Origin of the sequence: Pantoea phyllosphaerae (genome assembly GCF_051025595.1) — a bacterium.
GTDB lineage: Bacteria > Pseudomonadota > Gammaproteobacteria > Enterobacterales > Enterobacteriaceae > Pantoea.
On the sequence record NZ_JBPFDE010000005.1, the window covers coordinates 87,954 to 101,662 of the forward strand.

Genomic DNA, 13,709 nt, shown 5'->3' on the forward strand with positions numbered 1-13,709 from the left:
CAAAACGGGCCTTGGAGAAAAGGCTCCCGAAGGAGCCTTTTTACAGCTTAAAGCATCAGGCTTATAGCGAGTTAGTAAAGGTACGGGTGATCACATCCTGCTGCTGCTCTTTCGTCAGCGAGTTGAAGCGGACGGCATAGCCGGACACGCGGATGGTCAGCTGCGGATAGTTTTCCGGATGTTCCATCGCATCCAGTAGCATCTCGCGGTTCATCACGTTCACATTAAGGTGTTGGCCGCCTTCAATACTCGCTTCATGATGGAAGTAACCATCCATCAGGCCAGCAAGGTTAGCTTTACGCACGTTGTCGTCTTTACCCAGCGCATTCGGCACGATAGAGAAGGTGTAGGAGATACCATCTTTCGCGTAGGCGAAGGGCAGTTTAGCCACAGAGGTCAGCGAAGCGACGGCGCCTTTCTGATCGCGTCCATGCATTGGGTTGGCACCTGGACCGAAAGGCGCGCCGGCGCGACGACCATCCGGTGTATTGCCCGTTTTCTTACCATAAACCACGTTAGAGGTAATGGTCAGCACAGACTGTGTCGGTACGGCATTGCGGTAGGTGGTGAGTTTCTGAATTTTTTTCATGAAACGTTCAACCAGGTCGCAGGCCAGGTCATCAACGCGCGGATCGTTATTACCAAACTGCGGATATTCGCCTTCGATTTCAAAGTCTACTGCCAGGCCGTCTTCGTCGCGAACCGGTTTCACTTTGGCGTATTTGATCGCTGAGAGCGAATCGGCTGCCACTGACAGACCGGCGATACCGCAGGCCATGGTGCGATAGACGTCGCGATCGTGCAGCGCCATCAGCGACGCTTCGTAGCTGTACTTATCATGCATATAGTGGATGATGTTCAGCGCGGTCACATACTGTTTCGCCAGCCAGTCCATGAAGTGGTCCATACGCGCCATGACAGTATCGAAATCGAGCACGTCGTCCATTACAGGCGCCTCTTTCGGGCCGACCTGCATTTTCATTTTTTCATCCATGCCGCCGTTGATTGCGTACAGCAGGGTTTTCGCCAGGTTGGCGCGCGCGCCGAAGAACTGCATCTGTTTGCCAACAATCATTGGGCTGACGCAGCAGGCGATGGCGTAGTCGTCATTGTTAAAGTCTGGACGCATCAGGTCGTCATTCTCATACTGCAGAGACGAGGTGTCGATGGAGACTTTAGCGGCATATTTCTTGAAGTTCACCGGCAGCTTTTCTGACCACAGAATGGTCATGTTCGGCTCAGGCGACGGACCCATGGTGTAAAGGGTATTCAGGAAACGGAAGGTGCTTTTCGTCACCAGAGTACGACCGTCGACGCCCATACCCGCCAGCGATTCTGTTGCCCAGATTGGGTCGCCGGAGAAGAGTTCGTCATATTCCGGCGTACGCAGGAAGCGCACCATACGCAGCTTCATTACCAGATGGTCAATCAGCTCCTGCGCCTGCTCTTCGGTGAGTTTGCCAGCCTGCATATCGCGTTCGATATAGATGTCCAGGAAGGTAGAAACGCGGCCAAAGGACATCGCGGCGCCGTTCTGTGATTTCACCGCGGCGAGATAGCCGAAGTAGGTCCACTGCACCGCTTCCTGCGCATTGGTCGCCGGACCGGAGATATCGCAGCCATACTTAGCGGCCATTTCTTTAATCTGGGCCAGCGCGCGATGCTGTTCAGCAATCTCTTCGCGCAGACGAATAGTGGTTTCCAGGTTCACGCCATTTTCCAAATCGTGCTGCAGCGAATGGAACTGGGCCAGCTTGTCCTGCATCAGGAAGTCGATGCCATACAGCGCGACGCGGCGATAGTCGCCAATGATGCGGCCGCGGCCATAAGCGTCCGGCAGCCCGGTCAGCACGCCCGATTTACGGCAGCGCAGGATGTCCTGGGTATAGACGTCGAACACGCCCTGGTTATGGGTTTTACGGTATTCGGTGAAGATTTTTTTCAGACCAGGGTCCAGCTCACGACCATAAACCTTACAGGAGCCTTCCACCATTTTGATGCCGCCGAACGGGATAATGGCGCGTTTTAGCGGAGCTTCGGTCTGCAAGCCGACGATTTTTTCCAGCGACTTATTGATATAGCCGGCGTCGTGCGCGGTAATGGTCGAGGCGAGGTCGGTGTCGAAATCGACGGGGGCATGCGTGCGGTTTTCAATTTTGATGCCCTCCAGCACGTCGTTCCACAGCTTAGTGGTCGCTTCAGTCGCGCCAGCCAGGAAGGACTCGTCGCCCTCATACGGCGTATAGTTCTTTTGAATAAAGTCGCGAACGTTGACGCTGTTCCGCCATTCGCCCTCGGCGAACCCTTCCCAGGCCGCAGCCTGTTTTGTATTCAGATCGGTCATGATATACCTGCCTTATCTAAGAAGACGTTACGTTGGCGCCGCCAGCTACGCGGCGTCGGTCAGAATCACTAATGTGCGGTAGAACCGTTGCGTAGATAGATCACCCAGTAGGTCAACCCAACCAGCAAGCCGCCGCCGATGATGTTGCCGAGCGTGACCGGAATCAGGTTGTCGATGATAAAGTTGACGGGTGTAAGCGCCTGGAACTGGTCGGCGCTGGCACCGGCGGCTTGCCAGAAAGCCGGGGCAGAAAAATCGCGAATGACGATCGCTAACGGAATAAGGAACATATTGGCAATGCTGTGCTCGAAGCCGCTGGCAACGAACATGGCGACCGGTAGAATCATCGCCAGGGTTTTATCCGTCAGGCTGTGGCCGGAATAGCTCATCCAGACCGCCAGGCAGACCATCAGGTTCGCCAGCGTGCCCAGGCAGACGGCTTCAATAAAGCTGTGGTGCATTTTATGGTCGGCAGTTTGCAGCACATTCAAACCCCATGCGCCGTTGGCCGTCATATGCTCGCCAGCGAACCAGATCAGGGCGACGAAAAACAGCGCGCCAACAAGATTGCCAAAATAGACATTGATCCAGTTTCGCGCCAGCTGGCCCCAGGAGATACGTCCGCTCGCTTTTGCGACGACAATCAGCACGGTGGAGGTAAAAAGATCGGCACCGCATACCACCACCAGAATCAATCCCAGCGAGAAGCAGATACCGCCGATCAGTTTCGCCACGCCATAAGGCATGCCAGTGGTGCCGGTGGTGGCAGTAATATAAAAAACAAACGCGATGGAAATAAAAACGCCAGCGGTAATGGCAAGGAAGAAAGTGGTTAAGGGATGTTTAGTGGCTTTATAAACTCCAGCATCTTCCGCCACTTTGGCCATTGCGGCCGGTAATAACAGATTAAAAGGGTTGTCAGCTTTCACACTAACGCTCTCCAAAAGATGTCTGGAAAAATACTAACAAAGGAGTATAGGACAGGATTTGATCTGGATCATATTTGACCGGAAGAGTGCAGGGCGAAACGATATAAATAAAGGGGTATGTCGGTTAATTTGTTGAATTTTAATGATTAAATAAATTTTAATTTTTACAATTTTATTTTAAATATGAGCGGCAGGCGGCTAACGTCATTGTTAATGAATGCCGTAAAGTCAGTCAAAAGTGTTAAAAAAATTAGAGCGATAATCGTTTAGAAATAATGATTAATAGCGCTCGTAATAAAAAGGCGTCAATGGTATTGACGCCCTGGCTATTCAATTCAGCCTTTTGCAGCTGAACAGGTAATTACTTTTTCCAGAAACGACGCTTTGCCGCCTGAAGTTTTTCATAAGCCTGCAGCAGCGCCTGATGCGCCGGGAAAGCTTTGAGATCCTCGTCGACGGCCTGCAGACCGTAGAAGGGCGCTTCGCCGCTTAGGGCCGCTGACGCCGCTTCCAGCGTCTCTGCACCGTACATGCGCGTGAAGGCGTGATGATACTGCAGGGGATCGCGCTCATCTTCCATCGCCAGCAGCAGCAGGGTTTGCAGACAGCGGTAGTAGTTGGCGCGTTCTGGCGAAAAGATTGAACCGTTGAACTCCATGGTCCATTCGGTCCAGATCAGCGCCTGATCCAGGTCGCCACCGGCCAGCGCCAGCATTGCCTTCAGCTCGCCGATGCGCAGCGTATACCAGCCGTTATCCTTACCGCTCGCCAGGCCCAGCAGTTCGCGCACGCGGGTAAAGTCGTCATGACCTTCCTCATCCAGTTGGGCAATCAGGTCGAGATACTCTTCCGGATTCCAGTTGCTGGCAGGCAGCGCCAGCAGCGTGTCGCGCAGGCCCGCGCCCATATTGTTATTCGCCAGCAGCAGATCTTCCGCCGGATAAATATCGGACATGCCTGGCACGATAATGCGGCAGGCGTAAACGCCCAGATGATCGTAATCCGCGATATAAACTTCCTGCCCTTCCTCGCGGAAGATCGCCATCAGGGTGGCGAATTCTTCCTGGGTCGTGCCGCTGAACGACCAGTCGACAAAGGGATAGTCCGCTTTCTCTTTGAAGAGATCCCAGGAGATGAGACCGCTGGAGTCGATAAAGTGCGTCTCAAGGTTGGCATGCTCGGCGACTTCTTCATCGTCGAAGGTGGGCGGCGTAAAGACGTCGAGGTCTTTCAGGCTGCGGCCCTGCAGCAGTTCGGTAACGGTACGCTCAAGGGCGACGCCAAAATCGGGATGCGCGCCGAAAGAGGCGAAACAGGTGCCGTTTTGCGGGTTGAACAGCACCACACAAATCACCGGATATTTGCCGCCCAGCGAGGCGTCGTAGGCAAAAATCGGGAAGCCTTCCGCTTCGAGGCGCGCAATTGCCTCCACCACGCCAGAATAGCGCTGCATCACGCTCTCAGGAATCGTCGGCAGGCTGATCGCTTCGGCGATAATGCGGTTTTTGATATAGCGTTCAAACACCTCGGAGAGACCCTGTACGCGGGCTTCGTTGGCGGTATTGCCCGCCGACATGCCGTTAGAGACGTACAGGTTGCCGATAATGTTCATCGGGATATAGACGGTCTGCTGGTCGGACTGACGGGTAAACGGCAGACCGCAGATGCCGCGCTCGGCGTTGCCGGACTGTAGATCCACGAGCTCCGGCGCAGTCAGCGCGTCGTCAGGATCGTAAAACGCGCGCAGGCGCGCATCCAGAATGCCTTCCGGCAGTGAGCCATCTGCCGGGATTGGGAACCATTTCTCGTCCGGATAGTGAACGAAATCACCGCTGGCGATCGATTTGCCCAGCCAGAAGTCGGCAAAGAAGTAGTTAGTCGAGAGACGCTCGAAATATTCGCCCAGCGCCGACGCCAGCGCGGCTTTCTTGCTGGCGCCTTTGCCGTTGGTAAAGCAGAGCGGACAATCGCGGTCGCGAATATGCACGGACCAGACGTGAGGAACCGGATTAAGCCAGGAGGCTTCTTCAATATTAAAGCCAAGGTCGGTCAGCTTTTGCTGGAAGCGCGCGATGGAATCTTCCAGTGCTGCGTCTTTACCGGGAATAAAGGTTTGCGTCATGGGACCGCTCTCTCATATATATAGTGGGCGTAAAGCGCGCAATGATACGGACTTTGCCGCCGTGGCGCTATGAAGACGAGATAAATTTCTCCCCGGCATTATCCTGAAAGCGGCGTACCAAAAGGGCTCACTTTTCTCCCTGGGCGAGCTGCCTCACAAAATTTCGTGCTGTCTTACATTCGTAACATAAGCTGCGGCGCGACAAATTCAGAAAATGTGATCCCTTCCTGATTTATCATTGCAGGCGCCATAAGGCAGTGATAAAACCGGTAAGCAATTCATAACCGTTCTGGATAACCGTGGTGAGGGGAAATGACGCAGATTTATAATTTTAGTTCCGGTCCAGCGATGCTGCCGGTTGAAGTGCTCCGTCGTGCAGAACAAGAACTGACAAACTGGCACGGTCTGGGGACCTCCGTTATGGAGATCAGCCATCGCAGCAAAGAGTTTCTCAAAGTAGCGGAAGAGGCGGAGCAGGACTTGCGCGATCTTCTGAAAATCCCGGCTAACTACAAAGTTTTATTCTGCCACGGCGGCGCGCGCGCGCAGTTTGCTGCGGTGCCGGGCAATCTGCTGGGCGAGGCGACCACAGCGGATTATGTTGACGGCGGTTACTGGGCGCACAGCGCCATAAAGGAAGCGGAAAAGTATTGCACGCCGCGTACCCTGGACGTCAAAACCACCCGTGACGGCAAGCGCGCTATCCTGCCGATGAGCCAGTGGGCGCTGAGCAGCGATGCCGCTTACGTGCACTACTGCCCGAACGAAACCATCGACGGTATCGCGATCGACGAACAGCCCGACTTCGGCGACAAAATCGTCGTCGCCGATCTCTCCTCTACTATTCTGTCGCGGCCGCTGGACATCAACCGCTACGGCGTGATCTACGCCGGCGCGCAGAAGAACATCGGTCCGGCTGGGTTGACCATTGTTATCGTGCGCGACGATCTGCTGGGCAAGGCCCGCCAGTCCGTTCCCTCTATTCTCGACTATCAGGTGCTGGCGGAGAACGACTCTATGTTCAATACGCCGCCCACCTTCGCCTGGTATCTCTCTGGCCTGGTGTTTAAGTGGCTGAAAGAGAAAGGCGGCGTCAGCGAAATCGACAAAGTTAATCAGGCTAAAGCCGATCTGCTCTACGGTCTGATCGATAGCAACCCGTTTTACCGCAACGACGTCGCGGCGGAAAACCGTTCGCGTATGAACGTGCCTTTCCAGCTGGCGGACGCTGCGCTGGACAAGCTTTTCCTGGAAGAGTCGTTCAACGCGGGTCTGCATGCCCTGAAAGGCCACCGCGTAGTAGGCGGCATGCGCGCATCGATCTACAATGCGATGCCGCTGGAAGGCGTCAAAGCGCTGACCGACTTTATGGCCGACTTTGCACGTCGCCACGGTTAAGCCTGAGCTGTAGCGTTGGCGCTTGCGCCGACTTCAGACCCCGTCTCGCGGCGGGGTTTTGTCCTTTTCTGGAGATTTGGTTTCACATGCAGGACTCCCTGACTTTACAACCGATTGCACGCGTTGACGGCACCGTTAACCTGCCGGGTTCAAAAAGCGTTTCTAACCGCGCACTATTGCTGGCTGCGCTGGCGAAAGGCACCACGCGTCTGACGAACCTGCTGGATAGCGATGACGTTAAACATATGCTGAACGCCCTTAAGGCGTTGGGCGTCGATTTTACCCTCTCCGCCGACCGCACGCAGTGCGAGGTTGTGGGGCAGGCGGGGGCGCTGCGCGCCTCTCAGCCGCTGGAGCTTTTTCTTGGCAATGCGGGTACGGCGATGCGGCCGCTGGCGGCGGCGCTCTGTCTCGGCGAGCAGGATGTTATTCTGACCGGTGAACCGCGTATGAAAGAGCGTCCAATCGGACATCTGGTCGACGCGCTGCGTCAGGGTGGCGCGCAGATTGAGTATCTGGAGAACAGCGACTATCCGCCGCTGCGCCTGAAAGGCGGCTTTACCGGCGGCGACGTCAGCGTGGACGGCAGCGTCTCCAGCCAGTTTCTGACCGCGCTGCTGATGACCGCGCCGCTGGCGGAGCGCGATACCCGCATCGCCATTAAAGGCGAACTGGTTTCCAGACCTTATATCGATATTACGCTGCATCTGATGCGCTGCTTCGGCGTCGACGTCGAAAACCAGCAATACCAGCGGTTTATCATTAAAGGCCAGCAGCAGTATCAGTCGCCAGGCGGCTATCTGGTGGAGGGCGACGCCTCTTCCGCCTCCTATTTTCTGGCTGCCGCCGCTATTAAAGGCGGAACCGTGCGCGTCACCGGCATCGGTCGCGACAGCGTGCAGGGCGATATCCGCTTCGCCGACGTGCTGGAAAAAATGGGCGCGACCGTTGAGTGGGGCAGCGACTACATCGCCTGTACCGCCGGCGAGCTTAACGGCATCGATATGGATATGAACCATATTCCCGACGCCGCGATGACCATCGCCACGGCGGCGCTGTTCGCTAAAGGCCCGACGCTGCTGCGCAATATCTATAACTGGCGCGTGAAAGAGACCGATCGCCTGGCCGCGATGGCCACCGAGCTGCGCAAAGTGGGCGCGGAAGTAGAAGAGGGGCATGATTTTATCCGCGTCACGCCGCCGGAGAAACTGCATCACGCGGAGATCGGCACCTATAACGATCACCGCATGGCGATGTGCTTCTCGCTGGTGGCGCTCTCTGACACGCCTGTGACTATTCTCGATCCCGGCTGTACGGCGAAAACCTTCCCCGACTATTTTCAGCAGCTGGCTAAAATCAGCCAGAACGCCTGATTTTCACCGTGCCGGAGAGCGAGGCTTTCCGGCAATCTCACTGCCTCTGGCCTCACTGACCAAGATATGTTCTGAATCTGCTGCAATTTATAGCGATGTCTCCGCTAAAAGGTAACGACATTAGCCTGGGCCGCGTATAATGCTACCTGTTCTGAACAGCCTGAAGGCTGGACTATTTCGCGCAGCAACAGGAGAGAATAATGACGGCAACTGCCCCGGTTATAACTGTCGATGGACCCAGTGGCGCAGGCAAAGGCACGTTGTGCAAAGCGATGGCGGAGGCGCTGCAGTGGCATCTTCTCGACTCCGGCGCTATCTATCGTGTTCTGGCGCTGGCTGCGCTGCACCATCAGGTGGATATTGAAGCTGAAGAGGCGCTGGTGCCGCTGGCGGCCCATCTGGACGTGCGTTTTGTCTCGCAAGAGGGCGAACTGCGGGTCATCCTGGAGGGCGAAGAGGTCACTGGCGAAATCCGCACGCAGGAAGTCAGCAACACCGCGTCGCGCATCGCCGCTTTTCCCCGCGTGCGTGAGGCGCTGCTGCGCCGTCAGCGCGCCTTTCGCGACGAGCCTGGCTTAATCGCCGACGGCCGCGATATGGGCACGGTGGTTTTCCCTGACGCGCCGGTAAAAATTTTCCTCGACGCCAGCCCGGAAGAGCGCGCCCAGCGCCGTATGCTACAGTTGCAGGAAAGCGGCTTTAGTGTTAACTTTGATCGCCTTTTAGCCGAGATAAAAGAACGTGATGACCGCGATCGCAACCGCGCCATTGCGCCTTTAGTCCCCGCCGCCGATGCGCTGGTTCTGGATTCAACGCAGTTGTCCATCGAACAAGTCATTGATCAGGCGCTGGAATATGCCCGCACAACGCTGGGCATTTAATCTTTTCGGCAAAACAGAATTGCAGTAACCCTGTGCCAGGGAAAGCGCGCAGGGCATGTGAAACAACCCCATCCGACAATGACGTCAGGTGGACGTTAAATTGAAGAATCCTAAGATTATCAATATGACTGAATCTTTTGCTCAACTCTTTGAAGAGTCCCTGAAAGAAATCGAAACCCGCCCGGGTTCCATCGTTCGTGGCGTTGTTGTCTCTATCGACAAAGACGTCGTTCTGGTTGATGCGGGTCTGAAATCTGAGTCTGCCATTCCGGCAGAGCAGTTCAAGAACGCAGCCGGCGAACTGGAAATTCAGGTTGGTGACGAAGTTGACGTTGCCCTGGATGCAGTGGAAGACGGCTTCGGTGAAACCCTGCTGTCCCGTGAGAAAGCTAAACGTCATGAAGCCTGGATCACGCTGGAAAAAGCTTACGAAGACGCTGAAACTGTTACCGGTGTTATCAACGGCAAAGTTAAAGGTGGCTTCACAGTTGAGCTGAACGGTATTCGTGCGTTCCTGCCAGGTTCACTGGTTGACGTGCGTCCGGTACGCGACACGCTGCACCTGGAAGGCAAAGAGCTTGAATTCAAAGTAATCAAGCTCGATCAGAAGCGTAACAACGTCGTGGTTTCACGCCGCGCAGTTATCGAATCTGAAAACAGCGCTGAGCGCGATCAGCTGCTGGAAAACCTGCAGGAAGGCATGGAAGTCAAAGGTATCGTTAAGAACCTCACTGACTACGGCGCATTCGTTGATCTGGGCGGCGTCGACGGCCTGCTGCACATCACCGACATGGCGTGGAAACGCGTTAAGCATCCGAGCGAAATCGTCAACGTGGGCGACGAAATCACTGTTAAAGTGCTGAAGTTCGACCGCGAGCGTACCCGTGTATCTCTGGGCCTGAAACAGCTGGGCGAAGATCCGTGGGTGGCTATCGCTAAGCGCTACCCGGAAGGCACTCGCCTGACCGGTCGTGTAACCAACCTGACTGATTACGGCTGCTTCGTGGAAATCGAAGAAGGCGTTGAAGGCCTGGTACACGTTTCTGAAATGGACTGGACCAACAAAAACATCCACCCGTCTAAAGTTGTTAACGTGGGCGACGTGGTTGAAGTTATGGTTCTGGACATCGACGAAGAGCGTCGTCGTATCTCCCTGGGCCTGAAGCAGTGCAAAGCCAACCCGTGGCAGCAGTTTGCTGAGACCCACAACAAGGGCGATCGCGTTGAAGGTAAAATCAAGTCAATCACTGACTTCGGTATCTTCATCGGCCTGGACGGCGGCATCGACGGCCTGGTTCACCTGTCTGACATCTCCTGGAACGCGACTGGCGAAGAAGCCGTTCGTGAGTACAAAAAAGGCGACGAAATCGCTGCCGTTGTACTGCAGGTTGACGCAGAGCGTGAGCGCATCTCTCTGGGCGTGAAACAGCTGGCTGAAGATCCGTTTAACAACTACATCACCCTGAACAAGAAAGGCGCCATCGTTACTGGTAAAGTAACGGCAGTTGACGCTAAAGGTGCTACAGTTGAACTGGCAGACGGCGTTGAAGGTTACCTGCGCGCTTCTGAAGCTTCACGTGACCGCGTTGAAGACGCAACTCTGGTTCTGAATGTTGGCGACGATGTTGAAGCTAAATTCACCGGCGTTGATCGTAAAAACCGCGTTGTTAGCCTGTCTGTCCGTGCGAAAGACGAAGCTGACGAGAAAGATGCCATCGCGACTGTGAACAACAAGCAGGAAGAAAGCAATTTCTCCAATGCTATGGCTGAAGCGTTCAAAGCAGCTAAAGGCGAGTAATCGACCCGAAGCAACCGGGCAGGGAAATCTGCCCGGTTACGGTAGCAAGCTGTCATACCTTTCCCACAAGGATTAACCGGAGGTTACATGACCAAGTCAGAACTGATTGAAAGACTTGCTGGCCAGCAGACTCATATTCCGGCGAAAGTCGTTGAGGATGCTGTAAAAGAGATGCTGGAGCACATGGCCACTACGCTGGCCCAGGGCGAACGCATTGAAATCCGGGGATTCGGCAGCTTTTCTTTGCATTACCGCGCACCGCGTACGGGCCGTAACCCGAAAACGGGCGACAAAGTGGAACTGGAAGGTAAATACGTTCCCCACTTTAAGCCGGGCAAAGAGCTGCGAGACCGTGCAAACATTTACGGTTAAGCCGTAATCGAACGCAGAAACGACATCTCAGGATGTCGTTTTTTTTTGCCCGCCGTTTCTTTGCGAGCCAGCCTGACACTCTCTGAATTCGTACTGAAATCTCCCTCTTTTTTTGCAGCGCCGCGCTAAAGCGCGCCAGCCTGCGCCTGACCGCGCGCCGCATTATCTGCATACTCTCAGCGTGTTAAACCGGGACGAGAGCAAGATGACAGCGACGCTTATTGCCAGAATCGCTATTCTCGCCGCGCTGCCGCTGCTGTTTCTTCCCCAGCTTCCATCAGCAACAGGCATCACGGCGCTCGCCTGCACAGGCATGCTGCTGCTGTGGTCGCCGTCCGCCTGGCTGCGCATGGCGGCGATCGCGCTGCTGCTATGCAGCTGGATGCTGGGAGCTGCGCGCTCAGCCGTCACTGCGATAGAAACCGCTAGCGCCGCGCCTGCCACTTATAGCGTGCGCATCGATGAGGTTCGGCAAGAGAGACGACAAATTAAGGTGCAGCTGCTAAAGCGAGAAGGGCGCTATCTGTTTCCGCCGCGTTTCGCCTGGCTGTCGCTCGGAGAGAGCGAGCAGGTCTGGTGTCCCGGCCAGCGCTGGTCGATGCAGCTCAGCCTGCGGCCCGTACACGCAAAGCTCAATGAGGGCGAGTTCGATGCGCAGCGTTTCGCGCTGGCGAATCACATGGGGCTGAGAGGCCGCATTCGGCAGCTACAGCCTGAATCCCTGGCCTGTAGCTGGCGATGGCGGCTCATTCTGCGCGACCTGCCGACCATTAACACGCTGGAGCAGCGCGCCGTTATCGAGGCGCTTGCCTTCGGGGAGCGGGCGGAAATGAGCGACGCGCTGCGTCAGCTACTGCGGCAAACCGGCACGGCGCATCTGATGGCGATTTCAGGCATGCATATCGCGCTGGCCGCCAGCAGCGGCTGGTTAATGGCGCGCGCGGTTCAGCTGGCGCTGCCCGCGCGCCTTATCGGCTATCAGTTTCCCTTGCTGATGAACTGGCTGGCAGCAGCGCTCTATACCTGGATCTCCGGCAGCGGCGCGCCCGCTCAGCGGACGCTGTTTGGCCTGACGCTGTGGGGGGCTTTCCGCGTTAGAGGTGTACAGCTCAGCGGCTGGCAGGTCTGGAGCCTGTGCATCGGTGGGCTACTGCTGTTCGATCCGCTTAACGTACTTTCAGAGAGCTTCTGGCTTTCAGCGCTGGCCGTTGCCACTTTGCTCACCTGGTATCGCTGGTTTCCCCTGCCGGTGCGCTGCCGCCGCGGCTGGCGCTGGCTGCCGGTTCAGCTGCTACACCTTCAGCTCGGCATGATGCTGCTGATGGCCCCGCTTCAGGTCATGCTGTTCGAAGGCATCAGCCTCTCGGCGCTGGCGGCAAATATGCTGGCCATACCGGTCATCACGTTTATCAGCGTGCCCCTCATTTTGCTGGCGATATTGACGCCGGTCAGTGCTGTCTGCGCCACACTGTGGCGACTGGCTGACTTCTCTGTTGTCTGGCTGATGAGGGCGCTAGAGGCTTTGCCGCACGGCTGGTGGGCATTCCATGACGCCGGCACGCTGGCGCTGCTGCTGTGGGGTGGGCTGATTATCTGGCGCGGCGCGCTGTTTTACGCGGCGCCGGTCAGCTGCGCCGCCGTCATTGCGGCGCTGCTGGTCTGGCGCTGGCCACACGACGAGCCGGGCTGGCATATCGATATGCTGGATGTCGGACAGGGGCTAAGCGTGGTTATTCGTCAGGGCAGGGAAGCGATGCTCTATGATACCGGTCCCGCCTGGGAAAACGGCAACGCCGGCGCGCGGCACATTATTCCCTGGCTAACGCGACAAGGGTTGCGCCTCAAAACAGTGGTGCTCAGCCATCGCCATCTCGATCACAGCGGCGGCCTCCAGGCGATAAGACGGCGCTGGCCCGAGGTACCGATACGCAGCGCTACGCTTGAGACCGATCATTTGCCCTGCGCACGCGGCGTGCGCTGGCGGTGGGGAGCCTTAAATATCGAAGCGCTGTGGCCACCAGCACGCTCGGCGGTCAGCAACAATAACGACTCCTGCGTGCTGCGCGTTGACGATGGCGTCACGCGGCTGCTGCTCATGGGCGATCTGGAGGCACCCGCGGAGCGGCAACTGGTGGCACTGGAAAAAAGGGGGCTCAGAGCCGATATCATCCAGGTACCCCACCACGGCAGCCGTACCTCCTCAACGCCGCTGCTGCTGCGCAACGTCGGCGGACGTATCGCGATCGCCTCAATGGCGCGCTACAACGCCTGGCGTATGCCGGTCAATAGCGTGCTGGAAAACTACCGCCGTGCGGGCTTCGCCTGGTACGACACCGCGCAGTTGGGGCAGATCAGCATTGCTATAAATGATGGAAAATTAAACGTTTCATCGCTGAGGAAGCAAATTTCGCCTCGCTGGTACCATCAGTGGTTTGGCGTCAAACGGTAATCCAGGTAGAATGAGCGGCTATTTCAAACAGCGTGAATAAATA

9 protein-coding genes are annotated in these 13,709 nt (G+C 56.3%); 6 read left to right on the forward strand and 3 right to left on the reverse strand.

The genetic code is table 11. From position 1 onward, the window contains the following. Window positions 1–61 precede the first annotated feature (61 nt). From pflB to ycaO, 3 genes are all read right to left on the reverse strand, one after another. Window positions 62–2,344 carry a formate C-acetyltransferase gene (pflB, locus tag ACR6A7_RS08885; protein ID WP_434124517.1) on the reverse strand — a complete coding sequence of 761 codons (2,283 nt, stop codon included), beginning with the start codon at window positions 2,342–2,344 and terminating at the stop codon, window positions 62–64. A gap of 68 nt (window positions 2,345–2,412) precedes the next feature. Next, window positions 2,413–3,273, reverse strand: coding sequence for a formate transporter FocA (focA, locus tag ACR6A7_RS08890; RefSeq protein WP_434124518.1), 861 nt, complete (start codon window positions 3,271–3,273; stop codon window positions 2,413–2,415). A gap of 361 nt (window positions 3,274–3,634) precedes the next feature. Beyond that, entirely contained in the window at window positions 3,635–5,395 is a 1,761-nt protein-coding gene (gene ycaO / locus ACR6A7_RS08895) for a 30S ribosomal protein S12 methylthiotransferase accessory factor YcaO (protein ID WP_434124519.1), read from the reverse strand. Between the two features lie 312 nt (window positions 5,396–5,707). Between ycaO and serC the strand changes: the two genes are divergently transcribed. The 6 genes from serC to ACR6A7_RS08925 all read left to right on the forward strand — a co-directional run bounded on the left by serC (window position 5,708) and on the right by ACR6A7_RS08925 (window position 13,666). Then, entirely contained in the window at window positions 5,708–6,793 is a 1,086-nt protein-coding gene (serC, locus tag ACR6A7_RS08900) for a 3-phosphoserine/phosphohydroxythreonine transaminase (RefSeq protein ID WP_434124521.1), read from the forward strand. Window positions 6,794–6,879: 86 nt separating this feature from the next. Beyond that, entirely contained in the window at window positions 6,880–8,166 is a 1,287-nt protein-coding gene (gene aroA, locus ACR6A7_RS08905; protein ID WP_434124522.1) for a 3-phosphoshikimate 1-carboxyvinyltransferase, read from the forward strand. A 200-nt stretch (window positions 8,167–8,366) separates the two neighbouring features. Then, window positions 8,367–9,047, forward strand: a complete 681-nt coding sequence (gene cmk, locus ACR6A7_RS08910) for a (d)CMP kinase (RefSeq protein WP_434124524.1) — start codon at window positions 8,367–8,369, stop codon at window positions 9,045–9,047. Between the two features lie 124 nt (window positions 9,048–9,171). Continuing rightward, entirely contained in the window at window positions 9,172–10,845 is a 1,674-nt protein-coding gene (gene rpsA / locus ACR6A7_RS08915) for a 30S ribosomal protein S1 (protein ID WP_048784670.1), read from the forward strand. An 87-nt stretch (window positions 10,846–10,932) separates the two neighbouring features. Beyond that, window positions 10,933–11,217, forward strand: a complete 285-nt coding sequence (ihfB, locus tag ACR6A7_RS08920; protein WP_033751281.1) for an integration host factor subunit beta — start codon at window positions 10,933–10,935, stop codon at window positions 11,215–11,217. A gap of 205 nt (window positions 11,218–11,422) precedes the next feature. Next, window positions 11,423–13,666 carry a DNA internalization-related competence protein ComEC/Rec2 gene (locus ACR6A7_RS08925; protein WP_434124525.1) on the forward strand — a complete coding sequence of 748 codons (2,244 nt, stop codon included), beginning with the start codon at window positions 11,423–11,425 and terminating at the stop codon, window positions 13,664–13,666. The last annotated feature ends 43 nt before the right edge of the window (window positions 13,667–13,709 follow it).